Below are 20,276 nucleotides of genomic sequence, written 5' to 3'. Positions count from 1 at the left end.
AGAAGCAGACGGCAACAGATTTTATTGAAATGGAATGCGCACCACATCTTCTATGACCGTGCGGGTACGGCTCTCTCTTCGCTCGGAAGAGTTCGAGCTAGGGCGAATTCTTTCCGTCGAATCACCAGCAATCATTTCCCTTCAAACCGTGGTCCCAATCGAAGCGTCTCTGGTCCCGTTCGTTGAGGTCCAGAGTCGTAATCAGGAGTCCTACCAGGAGGCAGTCGTAGCACATCCATCCGTCGAGCGGTTTGTTGCCATCGAGGCGACGACTAAAGAGACGCTGTATGCGCTCGATTGGGAGAGTACCAGGGATGGCTTCCTCGATATCCTACGAAGGTCGGACGCAAGCGTTCTCACGGCATCTGGAACCGGGCGACGCTGGCAGTTTGAACTTCGTCTCCGTTCTCACGATGGCCTCTCGGCACTCGCCCACCGGTGTGAAGAGGTAGATATGCGGGTCGAATTACTGGATGTCGCCAGCAATCCCGGTCTCGGCTCTACTGCACAATTTGGCTTGACCGCTCTCCAACGTGAAACCCTGGTTCAGGCTGTGAAGGAGGGCTACTACTCGATACCGCGGGAGGTGTCGACCCAAGCCCTCGCAGACCAATTGGATATCTCCGACCAGGCCGTCACAGAGCGACTTCGTCGCGCCATTCGGACGCTCGCCACGAACGCATTCATGCTCCCCGATGAGGACCGGCAGTAGTCCGCTTCGAGCAAGCCACCACCAAGTCCACACCGACCGTTCTGACGCTAGTGCAATCCGAGGTGAATGGGCGACACAGGCTATGACCAATACTAGTTCGAAATGGAGAGCTACAACCTTTATTATGAGTATCGGACGTTTCTTCGACTTGATACACCAAGGAACGTTTCTAACTCTCAACATCCCCGAGTATAAACTGGCTCACTCAGACCGCTCGGAACTGCGTGGGGACGACAGTGAAGGTGGAAGCGGTTCCCGGCACGCACCGGGCGAGTGGGTCAAGCCACGCGACAGCCTTCGTGTGCCTCTGACAGCCCGAATTCGTGCTGTCGTACGGCCTTCAATTCATCAAAGTGAGACGAACATATTAACCGTGTGCTTGGGTAACAAGGGCGATGCCCAACAGCAACACTCACGCTCTGAGTCTCTCGGATGGGTTGAGCGATGCGTGTCCCAGATATGTCAATTGTCGGTCCATAACGTAGGTCACAGTCACGGTGCACGCGGCGCGAGCCATCGGAAAGTCTTCCTCCCATTGAGTTGCCGAGAACTTCGTCTGTGAGTTCTACTCCAATCGTCTCACGGAAAACCATCCACCTCTCAACCAGGATTAACCGAGGTGAGCGAGAACGTGCAGTACCATGCGCGAGTTCGTCTTCACCGTCGAATACGAGCGGGGCGCTGACGAGGTGATGGACCTCTTCATCGAGCACCCTGATTTGTACGCCCGCTCGATGGAAGTAAACGCGACCGACGGGTCGGTGTGGGGAATCGACAAGGTCGTCGGACCGTCCGAGGCCCTCAATGAGTTCGATAAGCGGCTTGAACGTGTAACGAACGACCCGAACGCGACTGGGATGTGTGGTGCACCAGTCACCGACTGGACGTACGAGACGCTTTCGTCGAACCCGGAATCACGGAAAATCTACTCGCTCCGCAGCGAAGGCGACGAGGCACGGTCGATTCCCCTCGTCGCGGCGGAACGGGTCGGCGACGGGCTGATTATGCGTACGGAACGCCGTGCGAACCAGTTCCGATGGCATCTGCTCGTTGATGATACAGTCTCCGAACTCCACGACGAAGTCCGCGAGAACCTTCGAGATGGACTCTCACTCACCGTCGAGCGTCTCGGAACACCGCCGTGTCTCCGCGAAGATGGACGCGTCCAACGAAGCCTCACACCCGAGCAGAAGGCAGCGCTCGAAGCTGCCATCGAGCACGGGTACTACGACGTTCCGCGACAGCAGCCGGTCACTGAGATCGCGGCCGAGATCGACGTATCGAGTTCGACGCTCCAGTACCGTCTGAATCGTGCCGAAGCGTGGTTAGCACACCAGTTTGCCGCCGATTCGGTCAGTGTCGACGTTGATGCCGAACTCGACCTCGAAGATATCGAATTCGTTCGGTAAACGGCCCCTCTGGTGTGGTACGCGCTTTTCGAAATATTCCAAAGGAAGTCCCAACCCATCGTCTCCTGAAAGAGCTCGTGTATGGCAACTGAATCCGATATCAGCGCGCAACTCGTGCGGAACGCCACCGTCCTCGCGACCATCGACGAGACGACGTTCCTCGTCGACCCGATGTTCACACCACAGGGCGAGATGCCGACCGTGACGGAGAGCCCTGGGGTGCCCGAGTTCCTCACGACGGCGAACCAGAAACGGAACCCACTCGTTCCGCTACCGGATGTCGATCTCGACTACGACGCCGTCGTTGTCACCCATCGTCATCCCGACCACTGGGACGAGGCGGCCATCGAGGAACTCGACACGGACGTGCCGCTGTTCTGTCAGCCGGAGGAAGCGGACGAGTTCACTGACGACGGCTTCACTGACGTCCGGCCGGTCGACAACGAAGCGACGTTCGATGGTATCACCATCCACCGGACCCCAGGCCAGCACGGCCACGGCGAGCTCGCCGAAGGGATGGGACCTGTCTCCGGGTTCGTCTTCGAGGCCGAGAATACGCTGTACGTCGCCGGGGACACCATCTGGTACGACCCGGTCGAAGAGACGCTCGACCGATTCGACCCCGACATGGTCGTCCTCAACGGTGGCGAAGCGCAGTTCGAGCAGGGCGAGCCAATCACGATGGGCGTCGACGACGTCAACGCTGTCCGCGACGCTACTGACGCGGCAATCGCCGTCGTTCACATGGAAGCAATCAACCACTGTCTGCTCTCTCGGGGGGAACTGCGCTCGGGAACGCAGGACGTTGTTGTACCCGAGGACGGAGAAGAAGTCACGCTGTAACCGGCGACACAACCTGTCGTACGGCGAATCCTTCCGTTAGACTGGTCGTTCACTGGCTGAGTGTGCTCGTTTTCGTCGAAGCATTGGCGATAGACCCACGCTCTGGGTATATCGAACGGACCGAGCGAGCGGCGCGGCCCGCGTGTGTATCGCTGGCATCGATTCGGGCGGGCCATGCAGTACCCGGTCAGACAGTTACTGTGGCTCAGTCGACCGCTCGAAGATGAGAAACTTCGTTCCGCCGCCGGTGTAATCGACCGTCTCGACCAGTCGCCAGCCCTCGGCGGCCAGTTCGTTGAGTTCGGTTTTGGGGTCCGCGGACTCCTTTTGCGTCTCGCCACGAGGGACTCGTAGGGTTTCGTACTCCCAGTGGTTGTCGGTTTGGTGGGTCACGTGGAACGAGAGGTGCTCCGGCGGCGATGATCCCACTCCCGATTGCGACTGGTTCCCGAGGACTCCCGGTGGTCGTCCACGAACGACGTCATCATCACGGGTAGGTGTCCCCACTGACGGTCACGTTCTGGGTGGCAACGACGCTCCCGTTAACGGCGTTGACCGCGTAGAGCGTTGCTGGCGTTCCAGTCGGGAGCGGCAGTGAGACGCTGGTCTGACCGGTATCGACTGTCGTCGTGTAGAACGAACCACCGTTCTGCGTGATGACGTTCACCTTACTCACGCCGTCAGTCGTCGTCGCCGACGAATCGAACGTGATAGTCGCTTGTACCGACGAGGTCCCCCATTCGCTACCTGTCTCGACGCTTCGAAACACCTCCGAGTCGGTGGATTCTACGGTGACAGACGGATAGACGGTGAGACAGCCGCCAGTGAGTGTCAGAGCGACGAGAGCGAGTACGGCGACTGCACCTCTCCGGGTCGTGTCCATGTACTCTCTCGTCCGCAAGCGACCCTTATTACTCCACGGCTGACTTCGAACTTGGATTCAGCAGCGAAACACCCACAATGCGGCGGTATAGAGGGGGAACAGAGACCTCAAGTGTATACCGCGAGTCGGCAGAGTCGCTACATGAAACGCGCTGCTCGTGAGCGGACAGTGTCTCTCGTGAGGGGCATCCCGCTGGACAATATGCACCAACTGAAGGGTTCGCACCGATGAGCGACGATTCCTCGGAGACTATCGATACCCGCGAGGAGGACCCGAATCTCGATGCATCCAGTGTCGACGACATCGGGACGGCGAACACGATGCGGGAGCGAAGTGGCGAGACGAGGTTCAAAGTCTGGCTGACCCTCGACGGGCACCGTCTTCTCGTCGCAGGACTGTTGGCGATGCTCATCTTCGGTGTGTTCGTCTTCGGCGGGACGTTCTTCTACCAGTACTACCTCACGGACGCTCAGACCGCCGACACCGTCGAGACGGTGTTCTCGACGATGATTAGCGCCATTATCACCGGCGTCACCCTCGTGTTGACCATCACACAAATCGTCATCTCACAGGAGAACGGTCCCCTTGGCGAGCAGCGCGAGCGCATGAGCAACACGATGGACTTCCGCGAGTACACGAAGGAACTCACCGGGACGCCGACACCGGCCGACCCGTCGGCGTTTCTCAGGGCACTCGTTCTGGAGAGCAAAGACTACGCAGAGGACCTGCGCGAGTCGGTCCAGAACAACGATAGCGAGGACCTCCGGGGGGAAGTCGACGAGTTCACGAACAGTCTCGTTGGCAACGCCGAGGCTGCGGCGGATAAACTCGAAGGGCGGAAGTTCGGGTCCTATACAGTCGTGTCGGCGGCGCTCGACTACAACTACGGCTGGAAAATCTTCCAGATAGAGCGTATTGCCGACGACCACAGCGACGCCCTCACCAAGGAGACGCGGGCGATTCTCGACGACCTGAAGACGGTGTTGTCGATGTTCGGTCCCGCTCGCGAGCACATGAAGACGCTGTACTTCGAGTGGGAACTCATCAGCCTCTCACAGAACATCCTCTACCTGTCGGTCCCGGCGCTCATCACCGCCGGGTTCATGACGACGTACATTGGCGGGACGGCACTGGCTGGAGGGACCCTCGGGGTATCGAACCTCATCTGGGTGACCTCTGCAGCGTTCGCAATCACAACGCTTCCTTTCCTGTTGCTTATCTCGTACATCGCGCGAGTGGCGACTATCGCGAAGCGAACGCTCGCCATGGGACCGTTTATTCTCCGCGACTCTCAACGGTGAAAAAGCCGTCCTCAGTCGGTAGGATACGCGGTTCATTGCTACTCACTGGTTGAAGACTGAGTTGAAAGGCTTCGCCGTCAGTGCCGAGTCGGGAAGTAGATGGACATGAGGAGGAGTTCATCGTGAGTTTCAGAGTTGTACTGATACACTCACGCTCTGCGTGTATCGAATGGGTCGAGTGAGCGACGCGTGCCGCGAGGGTATCGATGAGTAGGGGCGATGAGCGGACCGTATGTGCGTCCACCTGTGCCTTGCAGTGTGTTCTACCCCGGCGGCACCGATGACCCAGTACGACCGGGCGGGAGTTCGACCCGCACCAACGTCCGAGGGCGGTCGGCAGCCAACGGGCTATTACGTCTCCCGCTCGGAGGATGAGCCATGGATGAGGACCGCTCACTCGACGACGACCGCGTACAGGGCGGTGAACTCGGTGACTTCGACAGCGCGCTCGACGTTCACGAGTACCCAGCGACCACGGACGACCTCGTCGACGCCTACGGTGACCACGAAGTCGAGTCCACAGACGGCTGGACGACCGTCGAAGAGCTCCTCGAACCGGTCGAGAACGAGACGTACGAGTCCTCCGAGGAAGCCCGTGACCGGATACTCGACCAACTGAACCGCCGGTGAACGACCTGTTCCAAGCCTGACCTATTCGGTGCGTCAGGGCGCTTCGAGTTCGTCCCAGAACATGCTCTCGAAGACGGTCCGTTCGGCGCGTTTGAGCCGCCGGGCGAACGCCTGTCGAGAGATACCGACTTCCTCGGCGAGTTCCGTCTGTGACTTCCCTCGTGGAACGTTGAAGTACCCACCCTTGAGCGCCGTCACGACCGCCTCGCGTTGCTTTCCGGACATCCGCCTTTCCCCGTCGGACGACGAGTCGGGATTGTGGTGGACGCGCCGGATATCGAGCTGGACGTCGCTCTCGTGGCAGGCAGACTGAAACGCCGACAAATCCCGTTGTGAGAACGCGCGGAGTGTGAACTGCCATTGCGAACCGCCGTTCGTCGTTCGACCCCGTTCGACCAGCACGTCGTTGTCCCGAAGCGCGGAGAGAAACCCGTTGATGTCGTCGGCCCACTCGACGTGGTACAGGTGGGCATCGACCCGCCCATCGAGGTACGTCAGCGACCTCACGCGGTCGTCAGCCCTCACGCGTCGTTCGAACTCCGCTTTTTCCCCACCGTGTTCTTTCCAGAAGTACGGGGCCAACTGGCCGTCGATGGGGACGAACTGTGTCAGATCGATGCGAGTCGTCGTTGGAGAGAGAACGTCCCCGATGGCGAAGTCCTCGGCATCGACGACGACCCCTGCAATGACGGTCATTAGTCGGTGGCCTCGTGCTGTCGTGACTGATGGCCGCTCTGGTTCGCGTACATAGGGAGTGACGGACAACGCTCACCGCCGTCAGTGGTGACCGCCGTATGACGAAAAGCAAGTGACCCCCCATGCCGGACTGTCGGCAACACGGTAGCAGCCCATCGGCGTCAGTCGAGAGTGTGTATTGCTCCGCGGATACGGAGCGCGTATTCTGTGTTCGGTCGGAGGACGGTTATAGTTGTGGACCCGGCGACTGTGGAGGGTCCGGAACCGACGAGACCCGTAGTCCTCGTAGCGTAGGGACTTCGGTCTCAGTTGGTCGATTGTGGTGACGCGTCCGGTGGGTGGCTTTTACGGGGATATTCGAGGAACGACGTGCTCCCGCAGGGACACTGGTTATCGCTCGCCGGAAGGATGTATCGGTTCTCCTTTTTCCGTGCCGTATAGATGCTCCCACATGCTTCGCATTTGACGATGATTCTCTTGGTCATGATAGACTCGCTGTGAGACGCTCTTCCGCCCCCTCAGCGGGGGAAGGGGGTCCCCACCAGCGAGTAGTTCATCTCAGCGACACCTGTTGATTGAAACGGGTACATGGGTGACTGGTTTATATCTGAAGCATCGGTCGAAGCGCGTATCTGCTGATACACCCACGGTCAGAGTCTATCAAACCCGGCGATCGACGCAGCGTGTCGATTCAGGCTGGTTCAACACGTCGGGCCCTCAGACTATCTGTAGAACGTCGTGCCCCACGCACCGGACAGGCGACGTTCGCCATATCGGTCTCGGTGGATTCGAACGTTCGTTGGCAGCCCCGACGACTGTACGTGTGCTCGGTCTCACGACCCATCCCGATGGCCTGCGTCACCTGTCTGAGGACACTCATCGTCGGACCTCGTCTGTCAAACGATACCAACCGTCAGTAAGCGGTCGGTTAGTTGTATCGTTTCCAGCGATGGCGGCCGTAGACACCCACTGAATAACCGAGGCGACGCTGTGTGACGGTCGCGCAGAGCGCTCGCGGTACACTCACGCCCGCTGTCTACCGACCGGGCGAGTGAGCGACAGTGCGTGACTGTACCACGAGCCTCCCTCGACCAGTGGGGACGGCTTCCGCGAGTCACGGCGAGGCGCTCGTTGGAACCCAGTACCGGGCCTCAGCGGAACGGCGCCCCCCAGGTCCCGCCGTGGACGAGTGCGTCGACGTCCTTCCGTCGGCGGGTGTCGGCGGAGCTCTCGACGCGCTCGTCGGTTGGGTGGCCGACGACGATGGCCCCGATGGGGTCGTACGCGTCGGGCACGTCGAAGGCGTCCCGGAGCGCCGGCCAGTCCTCGGTCGGGAGGCCGAAGAACAGCGCACCGAGGCCCTCGACGACGGCGGCGTGGAGGACGTTCAGGGCGGCCATCCCGGTGTCGATGTACCAGTACGGAACCGGCCAGAACGACTCGTCGCGGTCGGTCTGCCCCTTGTCCGGTTCGGCGTACCGGTCGAGGTAGACGTCCTTGCAGGCGAACGGGACCACCACGAGCGGTCCCCGGCGGACGCGCTCCGGTTGCGCGTTGTGTTCGTTGGTCGCCCAGAACCGCTCGCGGTCCGCGGCCGACTCCAGCACGAGGAACGAGAACCCCTGACTGAACCCGGCCGACGGTCCCTGCAGTCCGGCGGTCGTGATGCGTTCGACTACCGCCTCGTCGAGGGGATCGTCGCGGAAGCTCCGCACCATCCGACGGCGGCGGATGGTCTCGTAGTAGTCCATACCGCACCGGTTCGACGCTGTCCGCTATAGTCCTTGTCTGCGTCGAACGGGCGGTTTGGTCGGCCCGCGACCGAGACACCGATCCCTCTCGGAACCGGTTCTCGGCTGGACCGACGACGTGCAACTTTTCGAAACATTAAATATAACATGAACAACGGCAGTCGTATGAGCCGCCGAAACGCCGTCTCCCGCCGTCACCTGCTCCTAGCAGGTGCCGCGTCGGCAGCAGCGCTCGCTGGTTGTACGTCGTCCGCCGACGACGCGGACGACTACACGAACGTGCGCTCCGACGGCACGCTTATCGAACTCGAAGCGACGGGCGTGATACCCACGCCCCAGCAGATAGCCACCGACTGGCAGGCCTCCGAGGTGGGATCGATGGGGAACACCGCCGAGCGGACGTTCGCACCACCGGACGGCGACCTACAGGGTGCATCGAGCGTGTTCATGTGGGCGGCCGTCTACGACAACGAGGAGTACCCCCCGGTACGACTCGACCAGCACCGCGCGCAGGTCGACGACGCCGATACGGCGACCATCGGGTACGGAGACGACGCCAGTCTCTTCACGAGTGAGGGAGCCATGCTCGTCGCGTACGAGAACAACGTGTTCGTCGAACTGTCGACCGACGCCGGCGAGTCGGCGCTCCTCGAAGCGGTCGCCGTACCGACGTTCGCCGACCTCTGAGGACCACTCGTTTCGGAGCCGGCAGTTCCAGGGGTTACCCAGCGTGCCCCGGCTATCCCCCGAGCGCCTCCGTGGCCGCTCAGGCGTCGTTCTCGCGTTCCTGCGCGTCGACGACCGCCACACCGGCGAGGTTGACGATGTCCTTCACCTCGTCACCGCGCTGGAGGACGTGGACGGGCTTGTCCATCCCGACGAGCATCGGCCCGATTGCGTCCGCGCCACCGAGGCGCTGGAGGAGTTTGTAGCCGATGTTCCCGGCTTCGAGGTTCGGGAACACCAGCACGTTCGCCGGTTCGTCCAGGTCCGAGAAGGAGTACGTCCCGTTCAGCATCTCCTCGACGACGGCCGTGTCGGCCTGCATCTCACCGTCGACCGGGAAGTCGACGTTCGGGTCCGAACGGAGTGCCCGTGCCGCGTTGCGTGGTTTGCGGGTTCCCTCGTTGTCGACCGACCCGAAGTCGGAGTACGACAGCAGGGCGGCCCGCGGTTCGACGTTGAACCGCCGGGCGAGCTTCGCGGTCTGTTTCGTCACCTCCGCGAGCACGTCCTCGTCGGGGTCCTGATTGACCGTCGCGTCCGCACAGAACACGATCCTGTTCTTGAACGTCAGCAGGTAGACGCCCGCTGCGTAGTCGGCGTCCGGCGCGGTGCCGACGACCTGCAACGGCGGGCGCAGGGCAGACGGGTAGTGGTGCATCAACCCCGTCAGCATCGCGTCGGCGTCGCCCGCCGCCACCATCACGCTCGCGAGGTAGTTGCCGTCCTCGATGAGTTCGGACGCCTCGCGGCGCGTGACGCCCTTCCGCTTGCGGAGTTCGTGCAGGCGGTCGGCGTACGGTTCGAGGTCGGTCTCCTCGGGGTCGACGATCTCGATGGCGCTGTCGAACTCCAGACCGAGGTCGTCGGCCGTCGCCTCGATGACCTCGCGGTCGCCGATGAGGATGGGGTGGGCGATGCCCTGCTCGATGACCTGCGCGGCGGCGCGAATCATCTTCTCGTCTTCCCCCTCCGCGAGGACGACGCGCTTGGGGTCGGACTTCGCCTTGTTGAGGACGACGCGCATCATCTCGCGGGACTTCCCGAGACGCGCTTCGAGTCGCTCGACGTACTGGTCCGTGTCGAGTTCCTTCCGGGCCGCCCCGGACTCCTCGGCGGCGCGCGCGACGGCGGGTGCGACCTCGAACAGCACGCGCGGGTCGAGCGGTTTCGGGATGATGTACTCCGGCCCGAACTGGAGCGGGTCGTCGCCGTACGCCTTCACGACGGCGTCGGGGACGTCCTGACGGGCGAGGTCCGCGAGCGCCTCGGCGGCCGCGACCTTCATCGCCTCGTTGATCTCGGTCGCACGCACGTCGAGTGCGCCCCGGAAGATGAACGGGAACCCGAGGACGTTGTTGACCTGGTTCGGGTAGTCCGACCGACCGGTGGCCATGATGACCGTGTCGTCGCGCGCGTCCTTCGCGTCCCCGTAGGTGATCTCGGGGTCCGGGTTCGCCATCGCGAAGATGATGGGGTCCTCTGCCATCGACTGGACCATCTCCTGGGAGACGATGCCGCCCACCGACAGGCCGACGAAGACGTCGGCGTCGGCGAGCGCGTCCGACAGCGTCCCATCCTGGACGTCGCGGGCGAACTCCTGTTTGAACTCGTTGACGTCACCCGCGTCGGCGCGTTCCTGGGTGATGATGCCCGTCGAGTCGCACATCGTGATGTTCTCCGTGCGTGCGCCGAGCGAGACGTAGAACCGGGCGCTGGCGATTGCGGATGCGCCCGCACCCGAGAAGACGATGTCGAGGTCGGAGATGTCCTTCCCGACGATGTCGGCGGCGTTGAGCAGCGCGGCCCCGGAGATGATGGCGGTGCCGTGCTGGTCGTCGTGGAACACCGGAATCGACATCTCCTCGCGGAGGCGCTCCTCTATCTCGAAGCACTCGGGGGCCTTGATGTCCTCCAGGTTCACCCCGCCGAACGTCGGTTCCATCGCCTTCACCGACCGGACGATGTCGCCCGGGTCCTGCTGGTCGAGTTCGATGTCGAACACGTCGATGTCGGCGAAGCGCTTGAACAGCACGCCCTTCCCCTCCATGACGGGTTTCGACGCCTGCGCGCCGATGTCGCCCAGACCCAGCACGGCGCTCCCGTTCGACACCACGCCCACGAGGTTCCCCTTCGCGGTGTAGGTGTACGCCTTGTCCGCGTCGTCGGCGATTTCGAGACACGGGGCGGCGACCCCCGGTGAGTACGCCAGCGACAGGTCTCGCTGGGTGTTGGTCGGCTTCGTCGTGTTTATCTCCAGCTTCCCCGGCGGCTCCTCCCGGTGGTACTCCAGAGAGTCCTCGTCGATGCCCATGTTCCACCCGTGTCAGGCGGGAGCAAAAAGCTATCCGAGGGAGGGCCCGGCCATGATGGTGTTCCGTTCCGACAGGAAGCGAACGGTGGGGGTAAGTGCGTCCGGGCCGCAGTTCGCGTATGGAGTCACGGTTCCGACGACTCACCGCCCTCTCCGCCGCGCTGACGTTCGTCCTCGTCCTCCTCGGCGTCTACACGGCGGCGGCGGGCGCGGGGCTGACCTGCGGCCAGCGCTGGCCGCTCTGTGACGGCGCGGTGTTCGGCCTGTTCCCCGCCGACTGGGCGAGTTTCATCGAGTGGTTCCACCGACTCGTCGCGATGGTGACCGGCTTCGTCATCCTCGGGACGACCGTCGAGGCGTTCCGCGGGGCCGCCGGCCGCCGGACGCAGGCGGCGCTGGCTATCGCCACGCTGTTCCTCCCGGCACAGATCATCCTGGGTGCGCTCACCGTGACGCAGTACGAGTGGCTCGTCCTCACCCTCCACTTCGTGACGGCGGCGACCATCTTCGCCGGCGTCGTCCTCGCGGCGCTGTGGGCACACGACGACCGCGTGACGGCACGGCTCGTCCGACTGGTGGCGCTCGCCGTCCCCGTCGCCATCGCCGCGATGGTCGTGCTCAACCCGCGCGCGTTCGTCGACTACCGCCCGGCGGTACAGGTGGCGTACTACGCGGTCGGCCTGTTCGCCTTCGGCGGTGCGCTGGGGACAGTGGTGTGGGCTGGCCGCCGGGGGACGGACCCACGCGCCCGGCTCCCGGCGCTCGCCTGCTCGGCGCTCCTGTTCGGCCTGCTCGCCGTCGGGCGGCAGGTGTACGGGACGACGGGTATCTACCTCTCGCTCGCGACGACCGGCGTCGCGCTGGCGCTCTCGGTGGTCGGCTGGTGGCTCCTCCGCCAGGATGGGCGAGACGGGAGTCGCGGCCGGGGCGTCCCGTCCGACGACTGACCGGTTCCGCACCTTCGTTAGCGGCAGAAACCACCGAACGGAAGCCGTCTACGCCGCAAGCTTGAAAGGGAGTTCAGACGCATGAGAGGGTATGACGTCAGAACGCTCTATAGACCGTCGTGCGTACCTCACTGCTGTCGGCTCCGGTGCCGTCGCGGCGCTCGCTGGCTGCCTCGGCGAACCGTCGGGCGAGGGGACGACAGACGGTGGCGGTGGCGACGGTGGCGGTAACACGACCGACGGCGAGACGACCGAAGGGACGGACTCGATGGGCAACGGGACCGGCACCGAGGAGGGGACCGACTCCGGGACCACCCAGTCCGGCGAGGAGCAGGCCATCACCGCCGGGACCGCGCCCGGCTTCCCGCCGTTCGAGGTGAAGGAAGGAGGCGAACTGACCGGGTTCGACGTCGAACTGCTCGAAGCCGTCGTCAGCGCGGCCCCGGGATACACCCTCGACGGCTGGCAGGAGTTCGAGTTCGACTCGCTCATCCCCGCGCTCTCGGGCGGGAACATCGACGTCATCGCCGCGGCGATGACCATCACCGAGGAGCGCAAGCAGACCATCGCGTTCACCGACCCGTACTACGAGGCCGACCAGTCCATCCTCGTGGCGGCGGGCAGCGACTTCCAGCCCTCGCAGCTCAGCGACCTGGAGGGCCACCCCGTCGGCGCGCAGAACGGCACCACCGGCGAAGGGGTCATCGAGAACGAACTGAGCGACGTGGACTACAACGGCTACGGCAGCTACGTCCTCGCCGTCACCGACCTGGAGAACGGCAACATCGACGCCGTCGTCCTCGACAAGCCCGTCGCCCAGACGTTCGCCCAGCAGCGCGACGTCGAGGTGGCGTTCACCTACGAGACGGGCGAGGAGTACGGCTTCGGCATCCAGCAGAACGCGAGCGAGCTCCAGAGCGCGCTCAACGAGGGGCTGGCGACGGTGCAGGACGACGGCACCTACGAGGAACTGCGGAACGAGTGGTTCAGCGAGTCGTAGATGGAACCGCTCTCGCTGGCGTTCCCGCTCGCCCCCGATACCCTCGACTGGGGCGTCGTCGCGCAGTTCGAGTCCGACGACTGGCAGTTCGTCATCGACAACGCGGACTACCTCGCCGAGGGACTCGGCGTGACCATCCTGCTCACCGTGACGAGCATCGTCCTCGGCTTCCTCGCCGGGTTCCCGATGGGTGCCATCGAGGTGTACGGCCGCGGGCCGCTCCGCTCGGTGGTGTACGGCGCGGGCGTCGTCCTGCGGGCGATCCCCATCGTCGTCATCCTCGTGTTCATGTTCTTCGTCGCGCCCATCCCGTTCCCGAGCGGGCAGTTCTCGGCGTGGCTCCCCGGCATCGGGAGCTTCTCGTTCGGGACGAGCGCGTTCCTCGCCGCCACCGTCGGCCTCGGCCTGCGGTCGGCGGCCTACCAGGCACAGATCTTCCGGGGGGCGCTCCAGAGCGTCAGCGGCGGCCAGATGGAGGCCGCCCGCTCCGTCGGGATGAGCAAGCTCCAGGGCATCCGCCACGTCGTCCTGCCGCAGGCGCTCCGGCGGTCGATTCCCGGCTTCCAGAACGAGTTCACCATCGTCCTCAAGGACACGAGCATCGCCATCGCCATCGGCCTCACCGAACTGTTCAAACGGGCCGACGACCTGTTCGTCCAGCAGACGACCGCGACGCTCGAACTGTTCCTCGCAATCAGCCTCGTCTACTTCGTCATGACATTCGCCACCAACCGCACGCTCGACTTCCTCGGCGACTACTACGCGATTCCGGGGGGTGACCGATGAGTTCCGAACCGCTCCTGCGCGTCGAGGACCTGCAGAAGTCCTACGGCGACGAGACCGTGCTACGCGGCGTGAGCTTCGACCTCGACAAACGGGACGTGGAGGTCGTCATCGGGCCGTCCGGGTCCGGGAAGTCGACGATGCTCCGCTGTGTCAACCGCCTCACCGAGTTCCAGGGCGGGACCATCTCCCTCGACGGCGAGTCGGTGATGGAGATGGACGAGAACACCCTCCGGAAACGCGTCGGAATGGTGTTCCAGGACATCAACCTGTTCTCGCACCTCACGGCGCTCGGGAACGTCACGCTCGGCCTCCGCAAGGTCCGCGGGATGGGCGATAGCGAGGCCGAGTCGAAGGCGATGAACCAGCTCGAACGCGTCGGGCTGAAGGCGCAGGCGGACTCCTACCCCGCCGAACTCTCCGGCGGGCAGAAACAGCGCGTCGGCATCGCCCGCGCGCTGGCGATGGACCCCGAACTGCTCCTGTTCGACGAGCCGACGAGCGCGCTCGACCCGGAACTGGTCGGGGAAGTGCTGGAGGTGATGCGTGACCTCGCGGAGGGCGGGATGACGATGCTCGTCGTCACCCACGAGATGGGGTTCGCCCGCCGCGCCGCCTCGTCGCTGATGTTCCTCGACGAGGGGCGCATCGTCGAGCGCGGCCCGCCCGAACAGCTGTTCGAGAACCCGCAGCGCGACCGGACGAAGGAGTTCCTCGACCGGCTGACCAGCATCGCCGAGGAGACATGAGCGGGGAGCGTTCGACGGCCCGGCGAACGCTCGCCCGTGCGGGGAGCCGCTTCCCGTCGAGTCGGTCGGTCGGCCTGGCCGTCGGCGCGCTGTTCTGGGCGTGGCTCGTCGTCCGCTGGGTCGCCATCTGGACGGGCAACAGCGAGCCGTTCCTCCCGGCGAGCTTCGTCGAGGGGCTCGCCACGGGCTTCCGGAACGACGCCCTCGTCATGCAGCAGAGCGGCGGGCCGATTCTCGACTTCGTCGCCGGGTTCTGGTTCCTCTTCGCCGACGTGGCGAACTTCGCCGCCTTCGCCGTCGAGTACCTGCCGATACTCGCGCGGGGCGCGTGGCTCACGGTCATCCTCACCGTCGTTGGCATCCTGCTGGGACTCGTCATCGCCGTCCCGCTGAGCGTCGCCCGCGTCTACGGCGGTCCCGTCACGCGCTGGCTCTCGCTGGGCTACATCGAACTCATCCGCGGGACGCCGCTGCTCGCCCAGCTGTTCGTCGTCTACTACGGGCTGAACCTCTCGCGGTACTTCCGCGCCGTCGACGACGGCCTCCTCCCCGGGGCGGCCGTCTGGGTCGCCATCGTCGGGTTCACCATTAACAGCGCTGCGTACCAGGCGGAGTACATCCGGTCGGCGCTCGAATCGGTCGAGTCGGGACAGCTCACCGCCGCTCGCTCCATCGGCCTCTCGCGCGTCGACGGCATCCGGTACGTCGTCCTCCCGCAGGGGTTGCGCTACGCGATTCCGGGCTGGACGAACGAACTCGTCTACCTCATCAAGTACTCCTCGCTGGCGGCGTTCATCACCGTCGTCGAACTGTTCGAGTCGGGCCGCAACATCGCCAGCGACACGTTCCAGTACCTGAACATCTACGCGCTGCTCGCGCTGTTCTACCTCGCGCTCGTCCTCTCGGCGACGCTGTTCATGGGCTGGGTCGAGGACCGCGTCGCCATCCCCGGTCTCGGCGTCCGCGAGGGGCGCTGAGACCGTCGGGGCGTTCGCTTCGCTTTCGCTGACTCAGAACTCCGTCACGACCTCGACGCCGACCGTCTCGAAGTCGGTCATCGCCGCGAGTCGCTCGGGCACCTCGCCGAGCGACACCTCGCGAGAGACCAACGCACCGGGGTCGAGTCGCCCGCCCGCGACCAGCGACAGCACCTCGTCGTACCGCGTCGGCGGCATCCCCCGCACCCCGAGCACAGATAGCTCTCGTCCCGCGATAGCGTCGGTCGGCAGGGGCATCTCCCCGCGTTCCTCGCCGCCGGTGAGACCGACCTGCAGGTACCGCCCGGCGCGGCGGAGGCCGTCGAGCGCGTCCCTCGCGGTCGGCACGCTCCCGAGCGCGTCCATCGCGACGTGTGCGCCGCCGTCGGTCGCCGCCCGGACCGCGTCGGCAGTGTCGCCCTCGCTGCTCGCGTCGACGGTGGCGTCCGCGCCCAGTTCCGCCGCTCTCGACAGCGGTGCCTCGCGCACGTCGACGGCGACGACGCGGGCACCGAGCGCCCGCCCGACCTGCACCGCGGAGAGACCGACGCCGCCACAGCCGTGGACGGCCACCCACTCCCCCGCACCGAGCCTGGCCCGGTGTTCGAGCGCGTGGTAGGCAGTGACGTACCGGCAGCCGAGCGCGGCCATCGCCGTCGCGGAGACGTCCGGCGGGAGGGAGACGAGGTTGTAGTCGGCGGCGGGGACGGCGACGTACTCGGCGAACGCGCCGGGGGCGTCGGAGTCGAAGCCGAGGCCGACGCCGTTCGGGCAGACGTTGCCCCGCCCCGAGAGACAGTACGAGCAGGTGCCGTCGCCGAGACAGAACGGGACGGCGACCCGGTCGCCCACCGCCACGGTGGCCACGTCGTCGCCCACCTCGACGACGGTGCCGGCCGGTTCGTGACCGAGCACCTGTCCGCGCGGGACCCGGTCGTCCACCCAGTCGCCGTGGCCCTGCCAGGCGTGCCAGTCGGAGCGACAGATGCCGCAGGCGGCCACCTCGACGACGACACCATCGGGGGTCGGCGTCGGGCGGTCGCGTTCCTCGATGACCAGTGGCTCTCCGTACTCGCGGACGACGGCGGCGCGCATACATCGCCATCGGGTGGCGAGCGGTTAACTGTGGGCGCGGAGGCAGGCGTCGGCGACGCCAGTCGGAACAGATACGGGGGACTGGTCCATCGCACGTTCCATGCCCGGTCCCGTTTTCCTCCGCGACGACGAGGTGACGCTGCGGACGGTCGAACGCGACGACCTCGACTTCCTCCAGCGCTGGCAGAACGCCCCCGAACTCCGCGATTCGCTCGGGTACACCGTCCCGACGACGACCGACGAGATGGAACAGCAGTACGAGGAGTGGACCGTCGAGATGGACAAGGGTCTGAGCCTCCTCGTCTGCCTCGACGGGGACGACGAGGGCCCCGAACGTATCGGCCACGTCGCACTGTTCGACGTGGCGTACGACCGCGGCGAACTCGGCTACTGGCTCGTCCCCGACCACCACGGCGAGGGCTACGGCACGCGCGTCGCCTCGCTCGTCCTCGACCACGCGTTCGACACGCTCGCCCTCCACCGTGTCGTCGCGAAGGTGTTCGGCTACAACGACGCCTCGCAGGCACTCCTCGACTCGCTCGGGTTCGCCCGCGAGGGACTGTTCCGCGAACACGTCTTCCGGTTCGGCGAGTATCAGGACGAGGTCCGGTTCGGCCTGTTGGCCCACGAGTGGCGCGAGCGACGCGCCAACGGCGACTGAGCGGACCGGCCGGCCACAGCAGGCGCCGGACAGAACTGACTCTCGCTCGACACGATGTCCATGGAGTTCTCAGCGAGCGTCCTCGGCGCGGTGTTGAGCTTCGTCGTCGTGACCGTCGCGACGTACGTCAGTACCGGTATCTTCACCGAGAACACCAGCCTCGGGCTATCGGTGGTGACGGCCGCCCTCACCTCGCTCGTCTGGTTCGGCGTCACCTACCTCGTCTCGGGAATCGTCGGCCTCTCGGGCTTCTACGTCGCCCTCGGACCGCTGCTGGCGGTGATTGCGTACTTCGTCGTCGTCGACCTGCTCCACGAGGGGACCATCGTGCGGGCCGCCGCTATCTCGGTGGGGACGTGGGTCGTCACGTTCGTCATCCTCTACGCGGCGGCCTCGCTGGGGTACAGTTCCTTCGGGGCCATCGGTGTCCCGCCGGGCCTCTGACCGGCGAGCCGTCTCGCAGAGTCGAGCGCGACCGAGCAGTCAGTAGAAGTCGGTGAGACCGGACTGCTGGTCGCTCTCCTCGGTCGTCTCCGCTTCGGCGTCCGACTCGTCCGTCTCGGCCGCATCGGTGTCGTCGGCCGCATCGGCCGCAGTCCCCGACGAACCGTCGGCCGCATCGGCCACCGCACCGTCTGGGGCCTCGTCGGCCGCCTCGTCGCCGTCGAACTCGCCGCCCGCGAACGCGCCGCCGGAGTGTTCGACGGCCGCCTCCTCCCGCAGTCGCTCGGCGTCCTCGACGATGGACTGGACCTTGTTCGTGTCCTCGCCGCTGCCCGTGACGAACGCGACGTGCTTGGCCTCCAGTTCGTAGGTGGCGGCCATCAGCACCGTCAGTTCGCGGTTCTTGCAGTGGTGGGTCATCGTCGAGAGGTACGGGAGCACCTGCTTCCGGGCGGTGGCCATCGACATCCCGCCCGTCTCCGCGATGTGGCGGGCGACGTAGTCGCGCTTGTCGCGGGCCGCGCGCGAGCGCCCGAGTTTCGACCAGTAGCTCGGCGGGCCGTAGCGCGTCCACCCGCCCTTCGACCCGGAGCGTGAAGCGGCGACGCCCGCGGTCATGGCGTCGCTGGCGTAGCGCCAGAACGAGTAGTTCTGCGTCGCGCGGACCCGCCCGAGCCAGCGGTCGGCGTTGGCGAGGTTCCCGTAGGCGTCGGCGAGTTCCGCGCCGTGGTAGTCCTTCGGGAGGTTGTCCTCGATCCAGTTTATCATGTCGTCGGGCGTCTCGTCGACGTCGTAGGAGAACTTCAGTGCCCCCTCGGCGTCCTGCTCCTTGAGCACCGCGTCGAGCAACTGGAAGATGCCCTCCGTCTTGTCGCGGCCGCCCGCCGTCACGTCCTCTTTCTTGATCTGGTCGCAGCCCTCGGCGGTCGCCTGCAGGTCCTTGACCGCACCGCGCAGGTCCCCCGAGTTCGCCTCGGCGATGGCCTCCAGCGCGTCGGTTTCGTACTTCACGTCCTGCTTCCGGCAGATGTCCCGCAACACGGGCACGATGGAACGCGCCGACACGTCCCGGAACTCGATGTCCTCGCAGGCGTTCCGGAGGCCGTTGGACATGTCGTAGAACTCGTTGGCGATGAGCACCATCGGCTGTTCGGCCTCCTTGACGAGGCGCGTGATGGCCCCCGACCCGCCCCGGTCGGCGTTGCCGTGGATGTTGTCCGCCTCGTCGAGGATGATGAGTTGGCGACCGCTCCCCGACAGCGACTGGTTCATCGCCGCGCCGCCCGCGTACTTCTCGATGTCGTCCTTCGTTCGCTGGTCGCTGGCGTTCAACTCGATGGTCGGCCAGCCCATGTCGTTGGCCAGCGCGTGGGCCGCACTCGTCTTGCCGACGCCCGGCGACCCGTGGAGGATGACCGCCTGCCGGTGGTCGTCCCACGACTTCGCCCACTGGTGGAGCGCGTCGCGGGCCTTGTCGTTCCCCCGGACCTCCGCCAGCGTCGTCGGGCGGTACGTCTCCGTCCAGTCAGCCATTACCAGTTCTCGGCTCGCACCGAGTTTAGTGGTTCCGGAGCGCGTCGCATCCTGCCGACCGCAGTCAGGCGTCCGGCCAGCGTGCTCCCTCGTGTGGCCACGACTCCTCGGTGTAGGCCATCTCCCAGAACGCGTGTTCCAGTTCGGCACAGCGGTAGAACGCGGCCTCCATCTCGTCGTGGAGCGACGGGTACTCCGCAGCGAGCCGGTCCACCATGTCCCGCATCGTCGCGACGGACTCCCGGAACGGGTCGCTCGTGTACTTCTCGACGAACGGCGTGTACCGGTGCGTTCCGTCGGCCAGTTCGGCCATCCGCTCGGCCACGTCGAGGTAGCCCTGTCCGCACGGGTAGACCGCCGCGACGCCGACCGCGAGCGGTCGTTCGTACGCCGTCCGCAGGAGGTAGTTCGTGTACGCCTCGCAGGTCGGCGTCTTCCGGACCCCCGCGAGGTCCTCGCCTGTCAGACCGTAGTCGGCCGCGAACGAGCGGTGGAGGTCCATCTCGTCGGAGACGACGGCCGTGGCCACCCCGAAGCAGTGCGCCATCGTCGTCTCGTCGCGGGCCTTCGTCCCGAGCAGCGCGAACGTCCGCGCGTAGTCGAGCAGGTACCGGTAGTCCTGTTCGAGCCAGGTCCGGAACGCCGCCTCGTCGAGCGTCCCGTCGGCCAGTTCCGTCACGAACGGGTGGCGTTTCTGTGCCCCCCAGAGCTCCGCCCCGACGTCGAGCAGGTGGTCGCTGAATGCCATCGACTCGTCGTACGGACGCCCGGCGAGATATATCTAGTGAATACCACCCGGTTGTAGCACTCGTCGAGTTGTAGCCG

Annotated in this window: 21 protein-coding genes; 13 read left to right on the top strand and 8 right to left on the bottom strand. The window is 65.1% G+C overall.

Annotation, left to right across the window (positions count from 1 at the left end; all coding sequences use genetic code 11):
• Positions 1-52 precede the first annotated feature (52 nt).
• The 3 genes from MX571_RS06350 to MX571_RS06340 all read left to right on the top strand — a co-directional run bounded on the left by MX571_RS06350 (position 53) and on the right by MX571_RS06340 (position 2,964).
• The gene (locus tag MX571_RS06350; protein WP_247414746.1) at positions 53-712 is read left to right on the top strand and encodes a helix-turn-helix domain-containing protein; all 660 of its coding nucleotides are present in this window, start codon (positions 53-55) and stop codon (positions 710-712) included.
• 641 nt (positions 713-1,353) lie between these two features.
• Complete coding sequence (locus MX571_RS06345; RefSeq protein ID WP_247414745.1) at positions 1,354-2,121, top strand: helix-turn-helix domain-containing protein; 768 nt, start codon at positions 1,354-1,356, stop codon at positions 2,119-2,121.
• An 81-nt stretch (positions 2,122-2,202) separates the two neighbouring features.
• Positions 2,203-2,964 carry an MBL fold metallo-hydrolase gene (locus MX571_RS06340; RefSeq protein WP_247414744.1) on the top strand — a complete coding sequence of 254 codons (762 nt, stop codon included), beginning with the start codon at positions 2,203-2,205 and terminating at the stop codon, positions 2,962-2,964.
• A gap of 195 nt (positions 2,965-3,159) precedes the next feature.
• Here the strand turns inward: MX571_RS06340 and MX571_RS06335 are convergent, their stop codons facing one another.
• Both MX571_RS06335 and MX571_RS06330 read right to left on the bottom strand, forming a co-directional pair.
• Positions 3,160-3,357, bottom strand: coding sequence for a DUF4177 domain-containing protein (locus tag MX571_RS06335; RefSeq protein ID WP_247414743.1), 198 nt, complete (start codon positions 3,355-3,357; stop codon positions 3,160-3,162).
• A gap of 94 nt (positions 3,358-3,451) precedes the next feature.
• Complete coding sequence (locus MX571_RS06330; RefSeq protein WP_247414742.1) at positions 3,452-3,847, bottom strand: hypothetical protein; 396 nt, start codon at positions 3,845-3,847, stop codon at positions 3,452-3,454.
• Between the two features lie 227 nt (positions 3,848-4,074).
• On the opposite strand from MX571_RS06330, the gene MX571_RS06325 reads away from it, so the two are divergent.
• Positions 4,075-5,148 (top strand): DUF7972 family membrane protein, encoded by a 1,074-nt coding sequence (locus tag MX571_RS06325; RefSeq protein ID WP_247414741.1) that lies wholly within the window; start codon positions 4,075-4,077, stop codon positions 5,146-5,148.
• Positions 5,149-5,526: 378 nt separating this feature from the next.
• Positions 5,527-5,778, top strand: coding sequence for a DUF5789 family protein (locus tag MX571_RS06320; protein WP_247414740.1), 252 nt, complete (start codon positions 5,527-5,529; stop codon positions 5,776-5,778).
• A gap of 33 nt (positions 5,779-5,811) precedes the next feature.
• On the opposite strand, the gene MX571_RS06315 is transcribed toward MX571_RS06320, so the two are convergent.
• Both MX571_RS06315 and MX571_RS06310 read right to left on the bottom strand, forming a co-directional pair.
• A complete protein-coding gene (locus MX571_RS06315; protein ID WP_247414739.1) occupies positions 5,812-6,474 on the bottom strand; it encodes a helix-turn-helix domain-containing protein in 663 nt (220 codons plus the stop codon).
• A 1,151-nt stretch (positions 6,475-7,625) separates the two neighbouring features.
• On the bottom strand, positions 7,626-8,225 hold the full coding sequence (locus MX571_RS06310) for a nitroreductase family protein (RefSeq protein ID WP_247414738.1): 600 nt from the start codon (positions 8,223-8,225) through the stop codon (positions 7,626-7,628).
• Between the two features lie 165 nt (positions 8,226-8,390).
• On the opposite strand from MX571_RS06310, the gene MX571_RS06305 reads away from it, so the two are divergent.
• Complete coding sequence (locus MX571_RS06305; protein ID WP_247414737.1) at positions 8,391-8,912, top strand: hypothetical protein; 522 nt, start codon at positions 8,391-8,393, stop codon at positions 8,910-8,912.
• A gap of 79 nt (positions 8,913-8,991) precedes the next feature.
• On the opposite strand, the gene MX571_RS06300 is transcribed toward MX571_RS06305, so the two are convergent.
• Positions 8,992-11,262, bottom strand: coding sequence for an NADP-dependent malic enzyme (locus tag MX571_RS06300; RefSeq protein ID WP_247414736.1), 2,271 nt, complete (start codon positions 11,260-11,262; stop codon positions 8,992-8,994).
• 119 nt (positions 11,263-11,381) lie between these two features.
• On the opposite strand from MX571_RS06300, the gene MX571_RS06295 reads away from it, so the two are divergent.
• From MX571_RS06295 to MX571_RS06275, 5 genes are all read left to right on the top strand, one after another.
• Positions 11,382-12,209, top strand: coding sequence for a COX15/CtaA family protein (locus MX571_RS06295; protein WP_247414735.1), 828 nt, complete (start codon positions 11,382-11,384; stop codon positions 12,207-12,209).
• Between the two features lie 91 nt (positions 12,210-12,300).
• Positions 12,301-13,209 (top strand): basic amino acid ABC transporter substrate-binding protein, encoded by a 909-nt coding sequence (locus MX571_RS06290; protein ID WP_247414734.1) that lies wholly within the window; start codon positions 12,301-12,303, stop codon positions 13,207-13,209.
• Positions 13,210-13,995 carry an amino acid ABC transporter permease gene (locus tag MX571_RS06285; protein WP_247414733.1) on the top strand — a complete coding sequence of 262 codons (786 nt, stop codon included), beginning with the start codon at positions 13,210-13,212 and terminating at the stop codon, positions 13,993-13,995.
• Positions 13,992-14,741 carry an amino acid ABC transporter ATP-binding protein gene (locus MX571_RS06280; protein ID WP_247414732.1) on the top strand — a complete coding sequence of 250 codons (750 nt, stop codon included), beginning with the start codon at positions 13,992-13,994 and terminating at the stop codon, positions 14,739-14,741. Before MX571_RS06285 ends, MX571_RS06280 begins: the two co-directional genes overlap by 4 nt.
• Positions 14,738-15,718, top strand: a complete 981-nt coding sequence (locus MX571_RS06275) for an amino acid ABC transporter permease (protein ID WP_247414731.1) — start codon at positions 14,738-14,740, stop codon at positions 15,716-15,718. The genes MX571_RS06280 and MX571_RS06275 overlap by 4 nt, the downstream gene beginning before the upstream one ends.
• 33 nt (positions 15,719-15,751) lie before the next feature.
• Here MX571_RS06275 and MX571_RS06270 read toward each other — a convergent pair whose 3' ends face one another.
• Positions 15,752-16,813, bottom strand: a complete 1,062-nt coding sequence (locus MX571_RS06270) for a zinc-dependent alcohol dehydrogenase family protein (protein ID WP_247414730.1) — start codon at positions 16,811-16,813, stop codon at positions 15,752-15,754.
• Positions 16,814-16,913: 100 nt separating this feature from the next.
• Here MX571_RS06270 and MX571_RS06265 point away from each other — a divergent pair, with 100 nt between their 5' ends.
• Positions 16,914-17,474 (top strand): GNAT family N-acetyltransferase, encoded by a 561-nt coding sequence (locus MX571_RS06265; RefSeq protein ID WP_247414729.1) that lies wholly within the window; start codon positions 16,914-16,916, stop codon positions 17,472-17,474.
• A gap of 60 nt (positions 17,475-17,534) precedes the next feature.
• On the top strand, positions 17,535-17,918 hold the full coding sequence (locus MX571_RS06260; protein ID WP_247414728.1) for a hypothetical protein: 384 nt from the start codon (positions 17,535-17,537) through the stop codon (positions 17,916-17,918).
• A gap of 39 nt (positions 17,919-17,957) precedes the next feature.
• On the opposite strand, the gene MX571_RS06255 is transcribed toward MX571_RS06260, so the two are convergent.
• The gene (locus MX571_RS06255) at positions 17,958-19,451 is read right to left on the bottom strand and encodes a replication factor C large subunit (protein WP_247414727.1); all 1,494 of its coding nucleotides are present in this window, start codon (positions 19,449-19,451) and stop codon (positions 17,958-17,960) included.
• 64 nt (positions 19,452-19,515) lie between these two features.
• The gene (gene tenA, locus MX571_RS06250) at positions 19,516-20,199 is read right to left on the bottom strand and encodes a thiaminase II (RefSeq protein WP_247414726.1); all 684 of its coding nucleotides are present in this window, start codon (positions 20,197-20,199) and stop codon (positions 19,516-19,518) included.
• Positions 20,200-20,276 lie beyond the last annotated feature (77 nt).

Source organism: Halomarina salina (genome assembly GCF_023074835.1).
GTDB classification, from domain to species: domain Archaea; phylum Halobacteriota; class Halobacteria; order Halobacteriales; family Haloarculaceae; genus Halomarina; species Halomarina salina.
The sequence above is the reverse complement of the archived record's forward strand: the minus strand, read 5'-3'. Positions and strand labels throughout refer to the sequence as shown.